The sequence below is a fragment of the Haloferax sp. DFSO52 genome (assembly GCF_048158745.1).
In the GTDB taxonomy this organism is placed as follows: Archaea; Halobacteriota; Halobacteria; order Halobacteriales; family Haloferacaceae; genus Haloferax.
This window is the reverse complement of sequence record NZ_JBLOPB010000002.1, coordinates 45483-67308: the sequence shown is the minus strand read 5'-3', so window position 1 is coordinate 67308 and position 21826 is coordinate 45483. Positions and strand designations below refer to the sequence as shown.

The 21826-nt window shown below is 59.8% G+C and carries 21 protein-coding genes; 7 read left to right on the top strand and 14 right to left on the bottom strand.

Annotation, left to right across the window (positions count from 1 at the left end; translation table 11 throughout):
• Positions 1-125: 125 nt before the first annotated feature.
• The 3 genes from ACK3SC_RS10000 to ACK3SC_RS09990 form a co-directional block, all read right to left on the bottom strand.
• Positions 126-842, bottom strand: coding sequence for an ABC transporter permease (locus ACK3SC_RS10000; RefSeq protein WP_416840035.1), 717 nt, complete (start codon positions 840-842; stop codon positions 126-128).
• Positions 839-1567 carry an ABC transporter ATP-binding protein gene (locus tag ACK3SC_RS09995; RefSeq protein WP_416840034.1) on the bottom strand — a complete coding sequence of 243 codons (729 nt, stop codon included), beginning with the start codon at positions 1565-1567 and terminating at the stop codon, positions 839-841. The genes ACK3SC_RS10000 and ACK3SC_RS09995 overlap by 4 nt, the downstream gene beginning before the upstream one ends.
• 95 nt (positions 1568-1662) lie before the next feature.
• Positions 1663-2121 (bottom strand): SRPBCC family protein, encoded by a 459-nt coding sequence (locus tag ACK3SC_RS09990; RefSeq protein ID WP_416840033.1) that lies wholly within the window; start codon positions 2119-2121, stop codon positions 1663-1665.
• Between the two features lie 180 nt (positions 2122-2301).
• Between ACK3SC_RS09990 and ACK3SC_RS09985 the strand changes: the two genes are divergently transcribed.
• Positions 2302-2958, top strand: coding sequence for a CDGSH iron-sulfur domain-containing protein (locus ACK3SC_RS09985; RefSeq protein ID WP_416840032.1), 657 nt, complete (start codon positions 2302-2304; stop codon positions 2956-2958).
• Between the two features lie 56 nt (positions 2959-3014).
• Here ACK3SC_RS09985 and ACK3SC_RS09980 read toward each other — a convergent pair whose 3' ends face one another.
• A complete protein-coding gene (locus ACK3SC_RS09980; protein WP_416840031.1) occupies positions 3015-4283 on the bottom strand; it encodes an MFS transporter in 1269 nt (422 codons plus the stop codon).
• A 145-nt stretch (positions 4284-4428) separates the two neighbouring features.
• Here ACK3SC_RS09980 and ACK3SC_RS09975 point away from each other — a divergent pair, with 145 nt between their 5' ends.
• Both ACK3SC_RS09975 and ACK3SC_RS09970 read left to right on the top strand, forming a co-directional pair.
• Complete coding sequence (locus ACK3SC_RS09975; RefSeq protein ID WP_416840030.1) at positions 4429-5550, top strand: ferritin-like domain-containing protein; 1122 nt, start codon at positions 4429-4431, stop codon at positions 5548-5550.
• Between the two features lie 111 nt (positions 5551-5661).
• Positions 5662-5958 (top strand): DsrE family protein, encoded by a 297-nt coding sequence (locus ACK3SC_RS09970; protein ID WP_416840029.1) that lies wholly within the window; start codon positions 5662-5664, stop codon positions 5956-5958.
• A gap of 48 nt (positions 5959-6006) precedes the next feature.
• On the opposite strand, the gene ACK3SC_RS09965 is transcribed toward ACK3SC_RS09970, so the two are convergent.
• The 4 genes from ACK3SC_RS09965 to ACK3SC_RS09950 all read right to left on the bottom strand — a co-directional run bounded on the left by ACK3SC_RS09965 (position 6007) and on the right by ACK3SC_RS09950 (position 9550).
• Entirely contained in the window at positions 6007-6411 is a 405-nt protein-coding gene (locus ACK3SC_RS09965) for a pyridoxamine 5'-phosphate oxidase family protein (protein WP_416840028.1), read from the bottom strand.
• An 80-nt stretch (positions 6412-6491) separates the two neighbouring features.
• The gene (locus ACK3SC_RS09960; protein ID WP_416840027.1) at positions 6492-7721 is read right to left on the bottom strand and encodes a low temperature requirement protein A; all 1230 of its coding nucleotides are present in this window, start codon (positions 7719-7721) and stop codon (positions 6492-6494) included.
• Positions 7722-7919: 198 nt separating this feature from the next.
• Positions 7920-8756, bottom strand: coding sequence for a QueT transporter family protein (locus ACK3SC_RS09955; protein WP_416840026.1), 837 nt, complete (start codon positions 8754-8756; stop codon positions 7920-7922).
• Between the two features lie 605 nt (positions 8757-9361).
• Positions 9362-9550 carry a hypothetical protein gene (locus ACK3SC_RS09950; protein ID WP_416840025.1) on the bottom strand — a complete coding sequence of 63 codons (189 nt, stop codon included), beginning with the start codon at positions 9548-9550 and terminating at the stop codon, positions 9362-9364.
• An 11-nt stretch (positions 9551-9561) separates the two neighbouring features.
• Between ACK3SC_RS09950 and ACK3SC_RS09945 the strand changes: the two genes are divergently transcribed.
• A complete protein-coding gene (locus tag ACK3SC_RS09945) occupies positions 9562-9702 on the top strand; it encodes a hypothetical protein (protein ID WP_416840024.1) in 141 nt (46 codons plus the stop codon).
• Positions 9703-9766: 64 nt separating this feature from the next.
• Here the strand turns inward: ACK3SC_RS09945 and ACK3SC_RS09940 are convergent, their stop codons facing one another.
• The 6 genes from ACK3SC_RS09940 to ACK3SC_RS09915 all read right to left on the bottom strand — a co-directional run bounded on the left by ACK3SC_RS09940 (position 9767) and on the right by ACK3SC_RS09915 (position 16193).
• Positions 9767-10000 (bottom strand): hypothetical protein, encoded by a 234-nt coding sequence (locus tag ACK3SC_RS09940; RefSeq protein ID WP_416840023.1) that lies wholly within the window; start codon positions 9998-10000, stop codon positions 9767-9769.
• Positions 10001-10136: 136 nt separating this feature from the next.
• Entirely contained in the window at positions 10137-11228 is a 1092-nt protein-coding gene (locus ACK3SC_RS09935; protein ID WP_416840022.1) for an oligopeptide/dipeptide ABC transporter ATP-binding protein, read from the bottom strand.
• Complete coding sequence (locus ACK3SC_RS09930; protein WP_416840021.1) at positions 11225-12313, bottom strand: ABC transporter ATP-binding protein; 1089 nt, start codon at positions 12311-12313, stop codon at positions 11225-11227. Before ACK3SC_RS09930 ends, ACK3SC_RS09935 begins: the two co-directional genes overlap by 4 nt.
• A complete protein-coding gene (locus tag ACK3SC_RS09925; protein WP_416840020.1) occupies positions 12314-13357 on the bottom strand; it encodes an ABC transporter permease in 1044 nt (347 codons plus the stop codon). It abuts the gene before it with no gap.
• Entirely contained in the window at positions 13344-14348 is a 1005-nt protein-coding gene (locus tag ACK3SC_RS09920; protein ID WP_416840019.1) for an ABC transporter permease, read from the bottom strand. The genes ACK3SC_RS09925 and ACK3SC_RS09920 overlap by 14 nt, the downstream gene beginning before the upstream one ends.
• Positions 14349-14369: 21 nt before the next feature.
• A complete protein-coding gene (locus ACK3SC_RS09915) occupies positions 14370-16193 on the bottom strand; it encodes an ABC transporter substrate-binding protein (protein WP_416840018.1) in 1824 nt (607 codons plus the stop codon).
• Positions 16194-16346: 153 nt separating this feature from the next.
• Between ACK3SC_RS09915 and ACK3SC_RS09910 the strand changes: the two genes are divergently transcribed.
• From ACK3SC_RS09910 to ACK3SC_RS09900, 3 genes are read left to right on the top strand one after another with little or no spacing between them, the layout of a single operon-like run.
• Entirely contained in the window at positions 16347-17666 is a 1320-nt protein-coding gene (locus ACK3SC_RS09910) for a hypothetical protein (RefSeq protein WP_416840017.1), read from the top strand.
• Entirely contained in the window at positions 17667-19328 is a 1662-nt protein-coding gene (locus ACK3SC_RS09905) for a CRTAC1 family protein (RefSeq protein ID WP_416840016.1), read from the top strand.
• 59 nt (positions 19329-19387) lie between these two features.
• On the top strand, positions 19388-21619 hold the full coding sequence (locus tag ACK3SC_RS09900) for a glycoside hydrolase family 3 N-terminal domain-containing protein (protein WP_416840015.1): 2232 nt from the start codon (positions 19388-19390) through the stop codon (positions 21617-21619).
• The last annotated feature ends 207 nt before the right edge of the window (positions 21620-21826 follow it).

Genomic DNA, 21826 nt, shown 5'->3' with positions numbered 1-21826 from the left:
AGCAGAAACAGATTCGACTGATGGACTCACGCACTGTACTCGGTCTCTGCCGGCGGAACACGCTACTGAGGGTTCGAAACGCCACCGTGAACCGCCGATGCAACCCGTACAGGACAGTGCCACACCTACCGAACTCGCCGGATGACCTCGTTGGCGGCGATAGCAGACAGTTCAGTGAAGAACAAGAGCGCGACGATTGCGACCCAGAGGTCCCTCGTCGTCCCCTCGTCGAGAACCACGAAGTTCATCCCCTGAATCAGGTACGTAAGCGGCATCGCTCGTGCCAGCAGTTCGAGGAAGAACGGGAGCTCCTCGACAGGGACGAACGTGCCACCGAGAATGACCTGTGGGGTGATCACGAGTGGGATAAACTGCATGACTTGAAACTCGTTCTGGGCGAACAACGACAGCAGAATACCGATGGCGAGCGCCGTCAACGCGCCGAGCCATTCGACGAGGAAAAACAGTGCAATCCCGTGTTCGAACTCGAGGTCGAAGAAGTAAATCGACGACCCGAGCAGCACGAGTGAGAGCGCAGTCGCCAGCAACCCATACCCAAGAACGTATCCGAGAACCAGCTCGAGCCGTGAGATGGGCGAGACGAGAACTCGCTCGAACGTGCCGGCCTGTCGTTCACGCAGAAACCCGATGGCTGTGAGGATGTACGTCAGCATGAACACGAACACGGCGAGCAGTACGGGAGCAACCTCAGTAGGGCGTTCGAAGACTTCGTTCAGCAAGTAGATGATGACCACCGGGACGACGAGAACCAGACCGAGCGTGCGTCTATCGCCTCGGAGCGTCAGCAGAATCCGTGAGGCGACCGCCAGCGCACCGCTCATTGCCCCTCCAGAAGTTCGAGGAACGCATCCTCGAGGTCGTCAGTGCCAGTCGCCTGAAGGAACGCATCGGGGGTGTCCAGTGCGAGGACGCGCCCGTCTCGTAAGAACAACACCCGGTCGCAGTTCGTCGCCTCACCGAGATAGTGTGTCGAGACGATGACTATCGCGCCCGCTTCCCGCCACTCGCGGAAGCCACGCCACATCGACGCGCGAAGTTCGGGGTCGAGCCCGACCGTCGGTTCGTCGAGGATGACGACAGCGGGGTCGTGGACGACGGTGCACGCGAGGCTCACTCGCCGAATCATCCCTCCCGAGAAATTTCTGACACGCTCGTCTGCGCGGTCGGTCAGGTCGACGAACGAGAGCGCCCGCTCGACCGCCGCGTCTCGGTCCGACAGCCCGTACAGTCGAGCGAAAAACGAGACGTTCTCCCGCGCTGTGAGGTCGCCGTAGACAGCCTCTCGCTGCGGCATAAATCCGATTTGACTGCGCTCTTCGGGCCCCAGTTCCAACGAAGCAACCCCGTTGATGGTGCTCGTTCCTGCGGTCGGTGCGAGCAACCCCAGCAAGCACCGGATGAGCGTCGTCTTTCCAGACCCGTTCGGTCCAGCCAGTCCGAGAATTTCGGGGTCGTGAAGGTCGAGGTCGACGCCGTCGAGTGCGACAGTCGTTCCAAACTCACGGGAGAGTTCATCGGTGGTGACCGATACGTCTCCCCTGTCCATACAAAGAAGACGAGCCGCACCCCGAAAAAGTACAGTGGTCAGATGACAATCAACTCGACGACACTGCATCGAAGCGACCGACGCGGCGCGGCCGCTCAGACGGACCGAACCACTTCGGATTCGAGAATCTGCTTCATGTTTTCGCCTTCCTCTCGCATGTGCTTCCGGACTGCGTCGAACTCCCGGCGGTTGGCCCACGCTCCAATCGGACCAGTTCGAACCCTGATGCGCTGGGTGAGTGTACACCCGTCCTGCCGCGGTTCGATGGTGAAACTGATAGACGGCATCAGAAGTGCAATCAGGCGCGAAGAGGGTCTGAATTCGAGATACCGGTTCGGGACGACTTCCGTGAATTCGACCGTCTTCCGTTGGACCTTCCCCGCGATTCGCTCTTCGAAGTAGGCTTCTGACCCTTCGGTTAAGCCGCGCTCGTCGTTCCACCGAAACTCGATGTGGTCTGGGTGCCACCGCTCGTAGTTCGACTCCATCGTCTCGAAGAACCGAAACACCGCTTCGGCAGGAGCATCGATTTTCGTCCGCGCTTCGAGTTGCATTCTACCCTCTAGTTCACCTCGTCGGATATTAACCACAGTCCACCCAGCACTCGGCAGACCAACCTCGGAATCGACTGTTCGACCACCAACGCAAACTGGCAGAGAGAATCCAGACGAACAGGACCGTCGCGACGAGCGGGCTAGTTGTGGTATTATCGTTGTTGCAGTCCGATAACACGTATGGAACAGGACGTCCACGAATACGAGGGAACGGACATCACGGTGAGTTTCGACGTGAAGCGCTGTATCCATGCGCGCGAATGCGTCAAGGGTCTCCCAGCCGTGTTCGACAAGAACAAGCGACCGTGGATCGAACCAGAGAACGCCGACGCGGACGACCTCGCAGCGGTGATAACGAGGTGTCCGACCGGTGCACTCCACTTCGAGCGAAAAGATGGCGGGTGGGAGGAGACACCCGACGACGAGAACACCATCGAAGTCACGCACGACGGCCCACTCTACGTCCGCGGAACTGTCGAGATTACCGACGAAGACGGGACACTGTTGCTTCCGGATACGCGTCTCGCACTCTGTCGCTGTGGTGCATCCGAAAACAAGCCCCTCTGCGACAATAGTCATCTCCTCGTGGACTTCGAAGCACCGGGCAGCGTCAGCGAGGTCCACGAGGGCGGTGACACGGAGTCGAGCGTCCTCACCGTGACACCGACGCGAAACGGCCCACTTCACGCCGAAGGGGCGTTCGAGATAGTTGGCCAAGACGACGGGTCGTGGTCCAGCGGAGACGACGAATGGCTGTGTCGGTGTGGCGGGTCACAGAACAAACCGTTCTGCGACAACACACACAAAAAAATCGGGTTTACGACGGAAGAGGCCTGAAGAAACACGCTCTGTGGCCTTGTTGACCGGTCGCCGAGTACGGTCAAAGAACGCGTTCAGTCCCCGTTCGAGTTCCATCGCGACAGTATCCAGCCGAGGAGTCCGCTGGCAAAGCCGACGACACCCGCCACGAGCAAGAGCAGTCGGTATCCCCAGAAGGGCGCGAGCGCCGTGAACAGAATCGGTGCGAGCGTTCGTCCAAGAAACGTCGTGCTGTTGCGTAAACTCAGTGCCTCTGCTCGGAATTCGACCGGGACGAACTCGCTCACCTCGTCGTCGATAGACGGGAGGACGAGGCCCCATCCTGCACCGAAGACAGCGCTGGCGACGCCGACTAAGGCCGGAGAGCCAGCCTGCCAAGCGAAGAGCAGTCCAGCGCCGGCACAGGCGAATCCGGAGATGATGATTGCCTCGTCTGAGATGTATTTTGCGAGTGTACCGGCCTGCGAAGCAGCGACTGCGGATGCGATGAGCGCTGCTGTGACCGTCAGTCCGATCTGAACTGGTCGGACGTCGAACTCGGCAGATAGCTGGAACGGAATCGCAGTGAACACCGCACCGAAGAGGAGGATTTCGATCATGAACGCAGACCCGTAGAGGAGGAGGCTCTCTCTGAGCGACAGCGCGACGAAGACCTCCCGAAACGAGCCGAGAGAGCGAGGGTGGTGTTCGACCGACGGTTCATCGAGCGCGACGTACGCGAGGAGTGCCACAGGAATGCCGAGCAGGTAGACGAGAAACGGTGCGTTCCACGACGTCGCCGCGAGGAGACCACCGACAATCGGGAAGATAGCCGCGCCAGTCGAGAGGACGGCGGTGTTCGCGCCGAGAACGGCAGTTCGCTGGACGCCGTCGAATACGTCACCGATTAGCGTGACCGTCGAGATGAAGATTCCTGCTGCGCCGGTTCCCTGAACGATTCGAAGGGCCAACGCGACCTCATAGCTGGGGGCGTACGCGATGGCCGCGCCCGTCAGGCTGAACAGCAGGAGTGACGGGATGAGGACGGCCCGTCGACCGACTCGGTCTTCGAGCGCTCCGATGAACGGTGAGAGGACGATTCCGGTGACGAAGTACGAAGAGAGTATCAAACTCGTCTCCGCATCGGTCAGAGAAAATTCCGCTTGAATGACCGACAGTCCGGGACTGATCAGCGCGATTCCCAGCGGTGCCAAGAGCGTGCTCGCGAAGACGACTCGGAGGGTTGGGGAGTCCCACGGAATCTTCGAACTGCCTCGTCCGAACCCGACGCGCAGATGGTGGCCCATCGGGAGTGAGGCGTCGATCATCGACCCTCGATGGTGACTGAGTCTGGGAATTTTCATGCCAACTATTCGACGCCTCAGGAGTTATAGCTCGCTTCGAGAAGACATCTAATCGGCCATATATACGGTGTAGAAGCCCTTCGGAAGCTGAATGTCTTCGAATGCGACCTGAATCTTGATGCTTGTTGTTGACGAATTGATGAGTATGGCTATCAGGACGCGAACAGACCTCACAGAACATCTTCAGTGGGCGATGCAGGTCGAACTCTCGACGATTCCAACCTATCTCTACGCGATGTATTCAATCGACGATAGAGACTCGGACCCGTACAAACTCATTCGGAGCGTCGTCGTCGAAGAGATGCTCCACACGGCGCTCGCCGCCAACCTCATGGTCGCTGTGGGAGGCACACCTCGGTTCTACGACCAGACCGTGATGCCGTCGTATCCGATGGACTTGCCGCATCACGACCCGCCAATTCGAATGAACCTCGAACCGTGTAGCCCCGAGTTCATCGAGCGGGTCTGCATGCCAATCGAGCATCCACGGGACGTCGGTGGGGTTCCTGAAGACGACAACTACGAGACGATTGGGCAGTTCTATCTCGCAGTCGAAGAGGCCATCGAACGGTTCGACGACGAAGGAGAACGGTTCGACGACGAAGGAAAACTGTTCAACAATCCACAGGTCGAGCGGCAACTGTTGCATCCGGGCTACTACGCCCCAGTCGAGTTCGACGAAGACGACAGTGGTGGACTCCACCCAATCGATGGAATCGACAGCGCCTGCCGAGCAATCGAGACAGTCATCCACCAGGGAGAGGGCGTACGTGACGAACACTGGGCTGACCCGGCACACCACGAGATGACCCACTTCTACAAGTTCAAAGCAATCGCAGACGGCACCTACCCGCTTGGGGACGTAAGACCCGTCGTGGAGAATCCGGCGACGTCCGAGTTCAGCCCAGCGTTACGACCGGTCTCAGAGCTGTTCGATGCCACATACAGCTACACGTACGTTCTCATGGACGAACTGTACGCCACAACAGACCGGAGCAGGAAGGATGCGCTCGTCCGTGACCTCTACACCATCATGTCCGGCATGCTCTCGCCGTTGGCCCGATATCTGACGAGTCAACCAGCATCTGAAGCGAGCGACCGAAATGCAGCACCGACGTTCGCGTTCTATCGATTCGACGACTCGTCGACGCCGTGGGCACAGATTCGAGCACTGACTACCACTGTCGCGAGAGACGTCGGTGAACTCGTCCACCTCAACGGGATGGTAGAGAGTCTCCAGACGCGGCCCACCCTCACATCCGAATGAACCGGGACGCGTGCGTTCATGCTCTAATGCTATGGCGATAGCCATCGTCTTTCTCTCATGAAGACTGTGTATCACGTGTCGTCCCCAGACCCGCGAGACCAGGAGCACGCAATGGTGAACATCCTGAACATGCTGAACGACGAGAGCGTCTACACAGTCGGTGACGATGTCGCAGTCGTCGCAAACGGGGCCGGCGTCAGAATGTTCGTCGAGGCAACGGCGTCGAACCGTGAGATGGTCGACGCGCTCCGAGAGTGGGGTGTCTCCCTGTTAGTTTGCGAGAACGCACTTCACGGGATGGGCGTCTCAGACGACAAGTTACTCCCCGGTGCCGAGTCTGTCCCATCCGGGTCCGGTGCACTCGCACGACTGCAAGACGAAGGCTACGGCTACATCAAAGCGCCGTAGCCCGTTCAGGAGTCACGAGTTCCGTCGTGATGCTACGGCGTTAGCGCGTCAGTACGTTCTGTAGGCGACAGACCCAACGTCGATGTGTACGAGGACGTTCTCGGACCACGCGTCGTCTTCGACACCGTACTTTCGGTTGATTCGCGTGTTCGCTTTCCGAATCTCGTCTTCGTCTTCGATGATGGTTGCCGTGCCGCGGATCGTGACCATCCACTCCGGGATTCCGTCGTGGTCCTGTTCCATCGATATCGACACGTTCGGATTCTTCCGAATGTTCGCGAGTTTGACGCCCGTGGTGAGTATCTCGACGACCCCGTCTTCGTACCGATACCAGAGCGGGGCTGAGTGGGGCCGGTTGTCAGCGCACGTCGCCAGGTGAGCAACGACCAGTTCGCCCGTGAGAAGTTCTTCTACTTCGGACGGAACGTCTCCCCGAGTACGACTCCGGTTCATACAGCCTAGACGTCACTTTTGCGCAAAAGCGTGCCTCCACTCTCGGCGATGCAGGTGTCTTCTCGGTCGGAGTTCGACGGTCAGTGTTCCACGTCGGCGTCGAGTTGTCGGGGTGTCGTTTTCGGTGCCCGGAAATCCAGCGCGATGACGGCGAGCAACAACCCCGCGACGAGGACGAGGGTGACGATCGAAGACATCTGAATTCCCAGCCCCGGATAGAGGAATAACCCAGCCGCAACGAGCATCCGTATCCTGAACACGTGTCTGTCGATGCTGTGTGGAATCGACCGGTGAGCCAAACTTGTGCCGACGAGGAACAGCGCGACGCCACCACCCACGACACCAATTCCGCCGGGTTCTGGCGCGTGGCCGGTCAGCGACGACTCCAACAGGATGATGATGCCGACGCCGCCGGCGACGATTCCCATGTGCGTCAAGTAGTGACTGAACGTGTACACCAGCCCTCGTTGTCTCGCATTGAGCCACGATTCGGACGTTGGGTTGAGAATCCGGTCGATGAGGTTTTCGTCGAAGTGGCGGAAGTAAAGCCACCACATCGAGACAGCGACGAGGAAGCCGAGCGCACCGATAATGAGCGTCTCCGGTCCGGGGTCGGTGATGGACGTCCCGAACGAGACAGCGAGGACAGTCTCACCGAGGACGATGATGGTAAAGAGTCCGAGGCGTTCGGGCAGGTGAGACGTCTGTTTGACGACGACACCGGTGGCGGTGTAGATGACAGATGCACCGCCGAGGCTGATGACCACAGCAGCACCCCAGAGGCCGAGTCGACCGGGTTCAGGGACGAGCAACGATAATCCGATGATAGCCGTCGTAATGACGTTGGAGATGGTGAAGTACTGGACGAACCGTTTTTCTGCACCTTCGATGTGCTGGGCTCGGTAGTAGAAGACGGTGATAATTGCCCGAAGAATGAGAATCGCTAATCCGAACGCGAACGACTCTCCGTTGAGTGCGTCGTCGGCTGTCTGCGCGAGGAAGATGATGATGAACATCGAGGCAACCATCATCAATCGAGAGAGCAGGTCGTCCGTATCGAAGAGGTCTGCGTAGTAACTGAATCCGAGCCAGACCCACCAGATCATGAGAAAGAGACCTGCGAACCCCAGAACTCCCCGCAGTGTCAAATGGTGGTGGAGGTAACTTCCGAGTTCTGCGATTGCGACGACGAAGACGAGATCGAAGAACAGTTCTAACCACGTCGCGTGGCGAACGTCCTCGCCCTCACTCCCACCAATTCCCGGAGGCCGACTCAACAACCCCCTGAACTGGCCCCTGTACTGTGTCACGTTGGTCGCTCCACACGCGGAAGGCACCCGCTTAGTGTAGTAGATAATTAGCCCGATTAAATATTAAATACAATTCACTATTTCACGATATGTACTGAGTTGGTGTGAATCAGACAGCAATCAGTAGCCAGTCACGAATTTCGGAACCGAAGGGGTGGGTTCTAGTTGGAAGAGGCTGTCAGCGTATTGAAGACCGAATTACTGGCCTCGGAGGGACCACCCTAAAGAGAGGGCACTGAACCCGAGCAACAGAACAAATGCGACGGCACCAAAGACGGCCTGGAGCGTCGAGCCACCGGTCCCCGGTTGGATACCGGTGACTGGGACTTCGAATGGGACTCCCACAACCACGATACCGATGACGATGCCGCCGACCAGCCAGACGGAGGCGACTGCTGCCAGTCCGACCGCGGCGGTGTGTTGGCGCTCGGCAGGAATCTCCGGGGCGAGTTGGTCACCCATGATATCCGTGTAGAGGAATTGTGCGGCCTCGAGTCGGGGATAGAGGAGATACAGAATCGGTGGGCCGAGGATAGCAGCAGCGAGGAAGTTGTTGAACGAGATGATGAGTGCGAACCGCGAAAACGGAAACAGCCCCAAGAGGTCGAGTCCCCACGCGATAATGGCTGCAGTGCCCGCCGCAGCGACGAAGGAGATGACGACGAACTCGGCGAGTTGCGGAAGTGTCCGCATGGTCGGTTTTTCTTGAGACGAAAGTCGACCGAGGTTCCCCCAGAGTTTGTACGCCACGAACCCGCTGAAGAAGTTCCCGACGAATCCGAAGACGCTTCCAGCACTGAGCGTCCCACCGAACGCGTCGCTGAGAAGGTTACCGATGGCTGCACCCCACGCTGCCGCCGGACCGAACAAGAGCCCAAGTGCGACAGGGAGGGCAATCGCTGGCCGAACTTCGGTGAACCCCGGAACGATGACGAACCCTTTGAACGGAATGAGCGCCGTCATGTACACCGCTGCGATCACGGCAGTGAGAGCGACCATTCGCGGGTCCCGCCACATCGTGAGGATTTCTCTCATATCATCTCAGAATCTCCAGTTGGTGTCGTACTAGAGTACTCGAACAATCTTATAGCTGAGTAGCAGATTCTGTGTCGATGCGAGCAGGTTCGGTGTCGTGACGATGAACCAGCCGACCCGACAGCGACGTACATCTCAGATTCTCAAAGAGCTACAGCAAAGGTATTTCCACAAATTACCAGTTATACATAGTGTTATGAAAACAGATAAGAATCCATCATTGACCTTCCAATATGGGTGGTGAGTGAGGTAATACGTCCACCCCACTCTCGACACAGCATCGAAACCAGTCGAGACTAATGACCACGACTCGAATACACCGTTATATAAATTCCTGTCTAACGTGGTTCATTCACTGGTGAAGGTTCATCCGCTAGAGACTCCGGTCTCGCCGCGTGAGAACTTCGTGAACTACCTCCAAAATAGATAGGTAATAGTTCTGCTATTATTTCACAAATATAAAAATTCAATTATGTAATTTTGTCAATGTTTTTCGCTTGGACGGCACCATCTGACAGCACTAGCTACTCGGGGGCAGGCAGACCACCGACACGTATTTGTGAACTTGCGAGCGTCTGTCACACAGTATGCTCGATGCTGGTGAGTCACCACTGGCGGATGTCCATCCGAACTGGGTCCACCCTGACGACGTAGAGACAGCCGAAATACGAGCGGCGCTCGACTCGACAGACCCACTCGTCGTCGGTGCGGGCTTCACGGCTCTCTCTGCGGTCGCACGAGATGACCCCAGTGTCGTGGCTGTGGACGACGCACTCCTCGACTGTCTTCGTCACGAAAGCCGAGTGTGCGAGCCCGGACCATCGAGATATTCGGGTATCTCGGTACCGATTCGGTCGTTCCCACCCTCCGACAGGTGGCTGCCGACGACCCGGACGAAGCTGTCGCTGAATACGCGGTGACAACTGCTGCGTTCCTCGACAGGTGAGCGACACGCCCCTCGGCGAGTGCAGACGGAGACGAACCCGCTCGCGACTCTCCTGCGACTCCTCTTACTCTTCCATCGACCGCTTCGTACAGAGCCAATAGCCGCCACCGAAGCCAACCAGCATGACGACGACGAGAATGACATCGACGAGCGCGATCGCGTACGCGGCAGTCCCCGGTTCGAGAAAGAGGAGCGAGAATCCGAGAAGGAGCCCCATCACGATGGCGATGGCGACGAACAACGGAAACCGGTCACGCTGGTCGCAAATTACATCGACGACGGTCTCAAGACGTGCCATACACTGGCCTCACGAGCACGGCGTATCAAGTTCCCGATTCAACTGAACAGTCAGATATTCCGTTCACGACGGGGCCGACACTCCCCGTTCAAAGTTGCACGAAGTGGTGAGGTCACATCGAAGGCCCTCGATGGCCTCAGTCTTCTATCGGGTCGCTGTCCCAGTAGTCGTGGTCCGAGTCGTCTCTGAAACACGCAACTCGGTGTCCGTCCGTCTCGTCAGACAACTGCGGGGTGACGTTCTGACACGCTTCTCGTGCCTCTGGACAGCGAGTGTGGAACCGACATCCGCTTGGCGGATTAACCGGGTCAGGGATGTCGATTTTTCGCATCGGAGGATCACCTGCGTCGTCTGCCATTCGAGACAGATTGGGCGTCGCCCAGCGCAGCACGTTCGTGTACGGGTGACTGGGGTCTTCGATGAGTCTGTCAGCGGGGCCGACTTCGACGAGGTTCCCGAGATACATCACACCGATACGGCCGTCGCCGTGTTCTGCGAAGTACCGAGCGTTCGAGAGGTCGTGTGAGACGAAGACGAACGAGGTGTCGAAGTCTTTCTGCAGGTCGAGCATCAGGTCCATCATCTCGACTCGCAACGAGACGTCGAGCGCACTGATCGCCTCGTCTGCCAGGATGACGTCGGGATTCATCAACAGCGCACGGGAGAGTGCGACTCGTTGTTTCTCCCCGCCACTGAGTTGGTGTGGATACCGGTCGGCGAAGTCTGCGGCAGGGTTCATCCCGACGCGTTCGAGAAGCGCGTGAATCCGTTCGCGGCGTTCGCTGGCACCAACCTCGGGGTGGGTGAGTTTGATTGGTTCTTCGAGGATTTTCAGAATCCGCCGGTTGGGGTTGAGCGAACTCCCCGGGTCCTGGTGGATAATCTGGAGTGACGAGCGAATCTCGTCGAACGGAATCTCTCCGTGTCCGTCCTTCGCGGCCCAGATGTCCTGTCCTCTGTACTTCACCGACCCACCGGTGGGTCGCTGAAGCCCGATTGTCGTCTTTCCGAGTGTGGTCTTTCCACACCCACTTTCGCCCACGAGCGCGAGCACGTCGTTTTCCTCGATGTCGAGCGAGACGCCATCGACGGCCCGAACCACGTCGGGGTCCTCGAAGAACTCGAGTAGTTCTTTCTCTTTTTCGAAGTGGACCTCAACGTTTTCGAGTGAGACGAGTGGTTCGTCGCCCCGGTCGGACTCGGTCGCACCCTCGTCGGCGCGACTCACTGTCCGTCACCTCCCGAGGCAGGAACCGAGTCCTCGTGACGGTCGAAGTGGAGCGCAATCTCGTCTCTGGCCTCTTCCGCATGGTGACAGGCGACGGTGTGACCGGATTCGAGTTGTGTGAACGCAGGGTCTTCGACTCGACACGTTTCGGTCGCGAGTGGACATCGCGGTGCGAACGAACACCCCGGAGGAACGTTGATGGGTGCTGGGCTCTGCCCCGCTATCGGTCGCATCTCTTCGAGTGGTGCTTCAATGTCAGGCGTGGCATTGAGTAACGCGCGCGTGTACGGATGACCGCTGTTCCCGATGAGTTGCTCACGGTCGGCGACTTCGATGAGTTGGAAAGCGTACATCACGGCCATTCTGTCGGCCAGTTCTGCGACCAGCGGCAGGTCGTGGGTGATGAACACCATCGTCAGGTCGTACTTCTCCTGTAAGTCTTCGAGCAGCGTCAGGATGGACCGCTGCATCAGGAGGTCGAGTGCGGCGGTCGGTTCGTCCATCACCAGCACCTCGGGTTCGAGGATGAGCGACAGGGCGATGAGCGCCCGCTGTTGCATCCCACCCGAGAGTTCGTGTGGATACGAGTCGAGCACCCGCTCCGGGTCGAGATACAGGTCTGAGAGGAGTTCCCGCGCGAACTCCATCCCCGAAGACACGTCTGCGTCGTGCGCCTTCAGCGTCTCCGTGAAGTGCCCACCAATCTTCATCGTGGGGTTGAACGAACTCATCGCCCCCTGGAAGACCATCGCCACCTCTTCCCACCGGAACTCACGGAGTTCGTCGTCCGAGAGCTCCAGCACGTCGACGGTGGTGCCGTCGTCGCGGTGGTAGAGAATTTCACCGGAGAGCCGCCCGGGGTCGGGAATCGCGTCGAGCAGTGAGTCGGCGAACATAGACTTCCCGCTGCCACTCTCGCCGACGATGCCGAGAATCTCTCCGCGTTCGATGGACGCACTCACGTGGTCCAATACGAACGTCTCGCCGCCATCGTACGTAACGGCCACGTTGCGGATTTCGAGAATCGGGTCGTCTGTCTTCATGGATGTCGTGGTGTCGGATGTCCCATCCTGTTCGGCAGTCATCTACAGTACCTCCGTCATGCCGGTGTCTTTCTCGTCGGTGGCCGTCGATTCAGATTCTCCCGCGAGACGGGTGCGGACGCGCGGGTTGAACACGCGGTCCATACCCTGCCCGAGGAGGATGAGTCCGATAGAGAGTCCGATGATGGCGGCCATCGGGACGAGAAGCCAGTGCGCAGCACTCCAGGAGAACAGGGCTCCACCGCTGTACGCGAAGTTCAGGGTGACACCCCAGTTCTGCTCGGAGTACGGCAACACGCCGAGGAAGAACAACCCGATAGATGCGAACACGACGTACCGCGCGGCGAACACGAAGTTGACCGTCACGTACGGCATGAGGTTCGGGATGACGTCCTTCAGGATGATTCGGGGCGTGCTCACGCCCATCGTCCGCGACGCTTCGACGTAGTTGTTCTCGCGAATCGTCAGCACCTGCGAGTGAATGGACCGACCGAGGCCCGCCCAGTAGTTGATGTTGATGATGATACCGAGCAGGATGGGGTTCTTCGGGTTGAACGTAATCGCGAGAATCATCACCAGCGGAAGACCGGGGATGGCCATCACGAAGTCCGAAATCGACATCAGTACCCGTCCGACGGAACCGCCTTTGTAGCCAGCGACGGTCCCGATGAGGACGGCGATGCCGGTCGCCCAGAGTCCACCCGAGACGACCATCAACAGGATGTCGGGCGTCGAGTGGATGATGAGCGCAGTGAGGTCCGTCCCGGACGCAGTCGTCCCGAGCGGGTAGTTCATGTTCTCGAACAGCATCAGATATCGGGGGGCCTGACTCGTCGACGGTTCTCTCCAGAGACCGAAGATGGCAACGAGGGCGACGAGGATGTAGAAGCCGATGATGAGCAGTCCGAGTCGGGTTCTGCTGTCCGCCCACGCGACGACCATCGGTTTTCGGACGTTTTCCTCGTAGATTTCCCGAAGTCGCTCCTCACGCGTCAGCGTCACCGACGACGAATTCGACCCTCGCCAATCGACACCTGCACCGTCTGTAACCAGCGTGCTGGACTCGTCGCCTTCAGTACGCTTCATCTGACCCTCCGGCGCTGATTCGTGGATCGATTTTGCTGTACGTCAGGTCGGCGATGTAGACGCCGACGATGAGTGCGACGGTGATGACGAGGAACGTCGCCATCATGAGCGGGTAATCGTTCGCCTTGAGTGCGGCGAACATGTAGTACCCGAGGCCAGTGTACGAGAATATCTGCTCCAGAATGACGGTTCCCGAGAGACGGAAGCCCAAGAGCAGCAAGAATCCGGTGTACATCGGAAGGATGGCGTTTCTCGCGACGTACCGCGTCGCGATTCGGTGGTCGGCGAGACCGCGAAGTCTGGCGACGCGGACGTAGTCGTTACCGAGCACCTGGATACTGTTCCCACGCATGGCCAGCGCCTGTCCACCAATCCCGCCCAGCGTGTACGAGAGGATGGGCAAGACGCTGTGTTCGAGCGCGCTGATGAGGAACGGAATGCTCAGTTCCTTCTCCACGCTCGCACCGACAGTTCCTGCCGTCGGCAACCATCCCCACTGGTACGCGAAGACGTACAGGAAGATGACGGCGACGACGTAGAACGGAATCGACATGAGCGCGATCGAGAGTCCACTGAACGCCTTGTCGAACCGCGACCCTTCCCAGTAGGCCTGCAGCGACCCGAGGAAGATGCCGATAGCGAACATGAGAATCGTCGACACGAGGACGACGAACACCGTCCACGGCACCGCTTCGGCGATAATTTGTGCGACCGGTTCACCGAGCGATATCGACTCGCCGAGGTTCCCCTGTGCGACCGAACTCATGTAGTCCAGATACTGCTGCCAGAGCGGGGCGTCGGGGTTGATGTTCTGGAGATTCGCAATCCGAGCGTCGACCTCCGATGCCGGGACTCCCTGCCGGAGCAGTTGCGCGCGCAACTGCGTGAACGGACCGCCGGGGAGGAGGCGAATCAGTCCGAACGTCAGCGTTGCCACCGCGAAGATGGTGGCGAACACTCTGGCCGTCCGGCGAACGTAGTAGTTACTCATCGTTTCGGTTTTCCTGTCCGGTCATTTCTTGGCCTGGAGCTTACCCTGGCGGGGGAGCCACTCGCTTGGCCACTTGACTGCTCGTGCGTCGCTGCCTTCCTCCGGGATGGCCCAGTCGTCGTCAGTGAGCCACGACTGGTCGAGCTTCGACACCAGTCCGAGAATGGGGAGGTTCTGGTTGTGGTGCCACGCGACACGTTGGATGAGGTCTTCCGTCTTGGCCCGGTCCTGCGTGGTCGAAACCTCCTGTATCTCCGACAGTGGGTCGATCGTCATCTCGCCGCCGTCCATTCCGGGGACGGTCTGTTCGCCCTCTGGGAAGTTGTGACCGCCGTCGATGTCCGGGATGTTGAGTTGCCAGCGCAGTGGGAAGTACGGGAACGCCGAGCGTGCTCCGCCGGGCATCCAGTAGAATGCACCCATCTTGAAGTTGCCCTCGATGTAGCCCCCGAAGTAGTCGCCAGTCGGCTTCTGGCTGATTTCGAAGTCGAAGCCGAAAGCGTTCAGCTGGTCGACGACGGTGTTCGTCGCCGTGGTCCAGTCCGTCCACCCAGCAGGCGTGTAGTACGTGCCGCCGAGCGTTCGTCCGCTGCTGTGTTTCCACGTGCCGCCTTCTTTCGAGTAGCCTGCCTCGCGAAGCAGTGCAGCGGCTTTGTCCGTCTGCGACTCTGCCATGCCGTAGCTCTCGAAGGAGTCGTACGCGTCACCGAGCCACGTTTCCTGGTCGTTCGGGGCGACACCAGTGACCTTCGGTGCGGGTGCTTTCGTCCGCGGCCCTGCATTCTCGGCGACCTGCTGTCGGTTGATGACGTGGGCGACGGCCTGCCGGACCTTTCGCTTCCCGAAGTCTGGGTCGTCGTGGTTGAACAGGACGCCGTATCCCCACTTCGCGGAGATGGCAATCTCTTCGACGGAGTCGGGGAAGTTGGCGACGATTTTCGGCGGTGCGAAGAGACTCGTGACGAAGTCGAGTTCGCGGCCCATCAGGCCCTGCTGGAGCGCGGTGTTGTCTCCCCGCGAGAGCAGCGAGATACCGGCGAAGTTGATGTTGTCAGCGCCGTAGTACTCGGGGTTCCGCGTGAGTTCCCACGACTGCTTGGACTTCGACTCGACCGAGAAGGGACCACTCGCCACCACGTCGCCTTCCCATTTGAACTGCTGGAGTTCCTCTGCGTCCTTGTCGAGGAACTGTTCGAAGGTCGGGTGGTAGGCGTACAGTCGGAGCGAACCGTTGGCGAGCGTGTGTTTGATGACCTCCGGATTGGATGGTCGTTTGAGGTTGAGAACGACCGTCTTGTCGTCGTCGCCCTCTTCGACGCTCTCGGTGAAGTCCCAGAGCGACGCGCCCATCTTCTTCATGAGGCGGAACTGGGTCAGGACGTCACGAGCGGTCACGTCCTCGCCAGTGTCCCACTTCAGGTCGTCGCGGAGCGTGAGCGTCACCGTCTCACCGTCGATGGCCCACCCTTCGAGTGCGCCCATCTCGAACTCCTTCGTGTTGAAGTTGTAAGCCGCGAATCGCTCGAAGACGAAGTTGCCTGCGCGCGGGTCGTAGTTCTGGGTCGCTTCCGGGTTCAGGTGAAGGTTCGTCGGGACGCCGTTGTTCGTGGCACCGATCAGCTTCTTGTCGAGAACTGTCGTCCCACCCGACTCCGAATCCTCGCCACCAGAACCGCCCCCGCCGGATTCAGTGGTGTCGCCTGAATCGTCGCCGGACGTCTCACCTCCGGTGTCCTCGTTGGAACCGCTGCAACCCGCGAGGGCAGCGATTCCGGTTGCTCCAGTCAGTTCGACGAAATGGCGTCGGCTAATCAGGTCGCTAAAGCGGTCAGTACTGTCTGACATGGCGTACTGATACAGAACCTGACCCATTGTTAATAAACATTGGGATGGGACACCACATTTGACAGCGATGTCACGACGCTCAGCGCTCACAGGCCGCCTTTTGACGGCCTGAACTGCGCAAGAACTAAATAGTGTCAATCGTTACCACGGTCAGTGGCCCCAAACAGAGACCGGGGGCTCTCCCGACGCGACTTCGTCACGGCAGCGGTGGCGATCGGCGGGACGAGTGCCCTCACGGCGTGTATGCAGCGAGAGCGAACGAAAACAGAGAAGACAGCGATTCCCACCGAACAGGAACAGTCCGCGTCGCCCGAGTTCCCCCGAGGCGACCTCGAAACCATCCCGACCGGACAACACCGGTGGGGGTCGTTCCTCGTTCGGGATGCACACGGAAACACGGTCCCACCCCAGCAACTCGTGACAATCGGGCTCGAGTACGAGGGGTCGGTTCCACCGACGGACGCCGAGCGTGAACAGGTAGAACGCGCCCTCGAAACGCTCGAACGTGCCTTCCAGTGGGGAACTGGCGGGAACGCTGGTGCAGTCTTCAACCGCGGACTACTCTTCATGCTGGGGTACGCCCCCCGCTACTTCGAGGCGATGGGGCAGACACCCGATTCGTTGACGACGCCCGAAGGCGTGCTCGATGCTGTCGGTGAAGACCCCGCGAAGGCAGACTCGTACGACGCCATCGTACTCCTGACGAGCGACATCGGGTCGATCGTGCTCAGCGCAGAAGAAGCGCTGTTTGGCGGACTCGACGAAGTAAACGGCGTCCCCGTCGAGGCAACGTTCGAAGGTGTGTTCTCGAAGGCGGGACGTCACACTGGCCTCGTCGGAAAGGGGATTCCGGCTGACGAACTAGACGAAGACCGTATTCCAGAAGACGCGCCGCTCTCGATGGGGTTCAAGTCCGGATTCCGCGACAACCTCCCGAAGGAGGACGCAGTCACGCTGTCGTCGGGACCGTTCGCCGGTGGGACGACCATCGCCTCCTCGACACTCGGTATCGACCTCGACCGATGGTACGACCAGCAATCTGACGAACGCGTCGCCGAGATGTTCTGCCCGGCACACAGCACCGACGACGTGGGGCCGACGGGCGAAAAACTCGGGAGTGACAGCGGGATTACCGAGGAAGATGTCGACCGCATCGACGCAGACGCGAAGTCACATGGGTGCGTCGGACACACGCAGAAAGTCGCGTTGGCCAGAGACGACGAGTTCGAACCACGCATCTTGCGCCGGACGGAGGGCGTCGCAACCAGCCAACATCACGGGACTGCGTTCCAGTTCAACGCCGTCCAGCGAACCATGGAGGATTTCATCGAGACGCGCAAGGCGATGAACCCCGACGAGTACGACTTCGATATCCCCGCAGAAAACCACGGCATCGTCGATTACCTCGAGACGATACGCCGAGGTTCGTATCTGGCACCGCCTCGCGAAAAACGGGCACTGCCGGTGGTCTAAATGGAGACTCGACGCGTGTTTTCGGTCGGTCTGGTGTTCGCAGTGGTTCTCGCCGGCGTCACGCTCGGCCCTGCGGCTCTCGAACAGAATTCTGAGACTCCCGAAGCGCCTCGACTCGCGTTCACCGACGTTACGGAACAGTCTGGGCTCGACTACGAGGCAGTCGGAAGTGGGGTCGGCAGCGGGAACTCCGGCGTCTACGTCGCCGACGTGAACCGCGATTCGTGGCCGGACCTCCTGACCATCGGTGGCGACGAACCGGCGCTGTTCGTGAACGAAGGCGGAGAGTTCGTCAGGACTGACGCGCTCCCATCGCTCGACCACAGCGTCAAGAGCGCCGTCTTTCTCGACGTCGAACGGGATGGCTGGACGGACCTGTTCTTGTTTATGCAAGATGGCTCGGTCGTGTCGTTCCGGAACAGGGGTGGCGAGTTCGTCCGAACCGAGTACGGTGTCGGAAATCTCTCCTATCCGCTCGGTGCGACGGGAGCAGATTACGATGGTGACGGCGACACCGACCTGTTCGTCTATCAGTCCGGGCCGTGGTCAGACCGCAAACCGGACGGCTACTTCAGTCTCGACGAGCGAATTACGGAGGACAACGGGAATCCGAACTATCTCTACGAGAACGTCGATGGGCGGTTCCGCCGGGTCGACGCCACGGGCATCTCCGGGAACCACTGGAGTCTGGCAGCGAGTTTTGCCGACTTGACCGGAGACGGCTATCCGGACATCCACGTCGCGAACGATTACAACAACGACACGCTCTACGTCAACAACGGCGACGGAACGTTCGACCGCCGGACACTCGCTGGGTCGACGGCACGAAACGGGATGGCGTCCGAAGTTGCCGACGTCACCGCAGACGGTCGTCCCGACGTGTTCGTCTCCAACATCTGGTTCCCGAAGCTGAAAGGGAACATGTCCAAAGAGCGCTACGAACGCCTCAAGCGGCTGCTGGACTTCGTCATCCACTCCGGCCGAACGAAAGGCAACACGCTGTTAGTCAACCAAGGCAACGGCGAGTTCACCGACCACGCAGACGAACTGGGCGTCCGCCACGGAGGGTGGGGGTGGGCCACCAGTGCGACCGACTTCGACAACGACGGGGACCGAGACCTGATTCACACGACACAGGTCGTCGTCCGCATCGACCGAGACAACCCAGTGTACACCTATCCGATGGTCTTCCAGGGAGGTGGTGACGGATTCACCAGTGTGAACGCGACCACCCACGGAATGGCCGAGACCGATGGCCGAGGACTCGCAACACTCGACTTCGACCACGACGGTGAACAGGAACTCGTCGTCGCGACGTACGACGATTCCTTCGTCGTGTACGACAACGCCGCCGAGACGTCTGGGCGGGGGTCACTCCAGTTCCGCGTCGTCGACGAGAACGGTGCAACGGCGCTCGGGTCCGTCGTCACAGTCCGCACAGACACGCGCGCTCACGTCGTCCACCAGACAGCCAACGTCGACTATCTCTCGCAGGATACTCGCGTCGAACACGTCGGCGTCGGGGACCACGAGACGGTTACGCTCGAAGTCAGCTGGCCAGACGGAACGACCCGGACGTTCGAAGATGTCGCGGTGAATCAACGGGTTCGGGTGACGAAGTCCGGGCTGGTCGTCGCTGCTTCGCTGAACGAGACCGGCTAGGCGACCAGTCTGTCACCGGTTGGCAAATTTATAAATACCAGCGCATTTCTCTTCGCAGTATGCAGTCAGAAAGCACGCGCCCCCCATACAGAGATGGCACTCTCTCGACCGAAAAACGGGTCGATGACCTCGTCGAACGGATGACCATCGAAGAGAAGGCGGGGCAACTCGTCGGGACCTGGGCCGGGCAACTCGGCGAGTTCAAAACGGTCGAAGACGTCGAAGACGAAATCAAAGCGTACAACGTCGGCGCAGTCGCGTCGTTCGGGTGGGCCGGTGCTGTCGACGCTCGTCTGGACGACATCGTCGAGACGGTCAATCGCCTCCAGGAAGTCGCGCTCTCGGAGACGCGACTCGGAATCCCACTGTTGTTCAACGTCGATGCGGTCCACGGGCACGCATACGTCGCAGAGGGGACGGCGTACCCGAACGGACTCGGGATGGCGGCAACCTGGGACGAAGCAGGCGCAGAGACTGCAGCGGATATCACCGCAACGGAAGTCAGGAAGACGGGCGCACACCAGAACTACTCGCCAACCTGTGACGTCGCACGTGAACCTCGATGGGGGCGGACCTTCGAGACGTTCGGCGAAAGCCCATATCTCTGCGGTCGGTTGGCCGCCGCGATGGTGCGTGGCTATCAAGGCGACGGCCTCGACGACCCCAACTCGGTCGTCGCCACGGCCAAGCACTTCCCCGCCTACAGTGAGCCGGTACGCGGGGAAGACACTGCTCCCGTCGAAGTCTCTTCGTATCTCCTTCGAAACGTCTTCTTACCGTCGTTCCTCGACGCACTCGACGAGGGTGTCGCGTCCGTCATGCCCTGTTACAACGCCATCGACGGGCGTCCAGCCCACGGGTCACGGGAGTACCTCACAGAACTGCTCCGTGATGAACTCGGGTTCGACGGAACCATCGTCTCAGACTGGAACGGTGTTCGAATGCTCCACGAAGACCACCTCGTGGCCAGCGACCACCGAGATTCAGTTCGGATGACGCGTGACGCAGGGTTGGACGTTGCATCGGTCGATGCCATTGCGCACGCAGAACACCTGGTCTCCCTCGTGGAAGCCGGTGAAATCTCCGATGAAGTACTCGACGAGAGTCTCAGGCGTGTCCTCGGACTCAAATTCCGCCTCGGCCTGTTCGAAGACGCGTTCGTCGACCCGAACGAAGCGCGGGATGTCGTCGGAACCGAACGTCATCGCGCCGACTCGCTCGAGATGTCGCGAAAGTCGATGACGCTCCTCCAGAACGATGGAACGCTCCCACTGGACCCCGACGCGGACGTTCTCGTCGCAGGGCCGAACGCCGACAACCCGATCCACCAACTCGGTGGATGGAGCGTTCCCGACGCTGCGGGAACTGACGTCGTCACCATCAGAGACGGAATCGAGTCCGTCTGCAGTGGGACGGTGACGTACGAACAGGGAGCCACGATGAACGAGCGACTCGACATCGATGCTGCAGTGGCCGCCGCAGAAGACGCGGACGTGGCTGTCGTCGCAGTCGGTGAGAACTGGTATCTCCACGAGTTCGGCCCGACTGCCGAAAGCGGCACCGAACCGGACGAGTTCCCCAACCGCGCGACCATCGACCTTCCCGATGCACAACGAGACCTGCTCAAAGCCCTCCACGAGACTGGAACGCCAGTCATCGGGGTTCTCGTCGCGGGGCGACCACTGGCCGTCAACTGGATGGCAGAGAACCTGCCCTCGTTGCTGATGGCGTACTATCCCGGAACGATGGGCGGACAGGCAGTGGCAGAGACGCTCTTCGGTGAGAGCAACCCCAGTGGACGACTGCCGATCTCGTTCCCGCGGTCCGCTGGTCACCTCCCGACCCGGTTCAACCACTTTCCGAATCCAACGCCGATTGGTCCCGAGGAGCATCTCCCGTCGTACGACCCCCTGTTCGAGTTCGGCCATGGGCTGAGCTACACCGACTTCGAATTCGGGTCACCATCGGTCACCAACGAGACCATCCCACCTCACGGGACGACCACGGTCGAGGTTCCGGTCGAGAACGTCGGTGAACGCGCCGGTTCGACCGTCGTACAGGTGTACGCAACCGGTCATGCAGGCACACGAGTGACTCCCGTCCGAGAGCTCTGTGGGTTCGAACGCGTCTCGGTCGAACCCGGAACGACAGAGACGGTGGCAATCGACATCGACGCGCCGTCGCTCGGGCGTGTCGAGTCGAATGGAACGCTTCGTGCCACCCCCGGTGACTATACGCTCCAAGTCGAAGACCAGTCAGTCACGGTCACCATCGAAACGAACTCCAACTGAGCGCACCCGAATCGCTATCTGACTGCTTCGGTCGGTCTTTTTTGTGCCATCCAACAGTGGAGGCGAGCCTCTAGTTGCCAGCGAGACGAACTGCGCCCGTGTTCTGCAACCAGCACTGTGGCCAGGAGAAAGTCACGAGTTCTAGCCAAGCGTCTCGAAACGCCACCTTCCAGTGCGCTCGTCAGCGGAGTCAGCAGAGTCCACAGT

Coding starts and splice junctions, on each gene's coding strand:
- ACK3SC_RS09970 (WP_416840029.1), top strand. CDS start 5,662: ATGGTGAACATCCTGAACATGCTGAACGACGAGAGCGTCTACACAGTC.
- ACK3SC_RS09995 (WP_416840034.1), bottom strand. CDS start 1,567: ATGGACAGGGGAGACGTATCGGTCACCACCGATGAACTCTCCCGTGAG.
- ACK3SC_RS09955 (WP_416840026.1), bottom strand. CDS start 8,756: ATGAGAGAAATCCTCACGATGTGGCGGGACCCGCGAATGGTCGCTCTC.
- ACK3SC_RS09940 (WP_416840023.1), bottom strand. CDS start 10,000: ATGGCACGTCTTGAGACCGTCGTCGATGTAATTTGCGACCAGCGTGAC.
- ACK3SC_RS09905 (WP_416840016.1), top strand. CDS start 17,667: ATGGAGACTCGACGCGTGTTTTCGGTCGGTCTGGTGTTCGCAGTGGTT.
- ACK3SC_RS09965 (WP_416840028.1), bottom strand. CDS start 6,411: ATGAACCGGAGTCGTACTCGGGGAGACGTTCCGTCCGAAGTAGAAGAA.
- ACK3SC_RS09920 (WP_416840019.1), bottom strand. CDS start 14,348: ATGAGTAACTACTACGTTCGCCGGACGGCCAGAGTGTTCGCCACCATC.
- ACK3SC_RS09980 (WP_416840031.1), bottom strand. CDS start 4,283: ATGAAAATTCCCAGACTCAGTCACCATCGAGGGTCGATGATCGACGCC.
- ACK3SC_RS09900 (WP_416840015.1), top strand. CDS start 19,388: ATGCAGTCAGAAAGCACGCGCCCCCCATACAGAGATGGCACTCTCTCG.
- ACK3SC_RS09990 (WP_416840033.1), bottom strand. CDS start 2,121: ATGCAACTCGAAGCGCGGACGAAAATCGATGCTCCTGCCGAAGCGGTG.
- ACK3SC_RS09985 (WP_416840032.1), top strand. CDS start 2,302: ATGGAACAGGACGTCCACGAATACGAGGGAACGGACATCACGGTGAGT.
- ACK3SC_RS10000 (WP_416840035.1), bottom strand. CDS start 842: ATGAGCGGTGCGCTGGCGGTCGCCTCACGGATTCTGCTGACGCTCCGA.
- ACK3SC_RS09915 (WP_416840018.1), bottom strand. CDS start 16,193: ATGTCAGACAGTACTGACCGCTTTAGCGACCTGATTAGCCGACGCCAT.
- ACK3SC_RS09930 (WP_416840021.1), bottom strand. CDS start 12,313: ATGACTGCCGAACAGGATGGGACATCCGACACCACGACATCCATGAAG.
- ACK3SC_RS09975 (WP_416840030.1), top strand. CDS start 4,429: ATGGCTATCAGGACGCGAACAGACCTCACAGAACATCTTCAGTGGGCG.
- ACK3SC_RS09925 (WP_416840020.1), bottom strand. CDS start 13,357: ATGAAGCGTACTGAAGGCGACGAGTCCAGCACGCTGGTTACAGACGGT.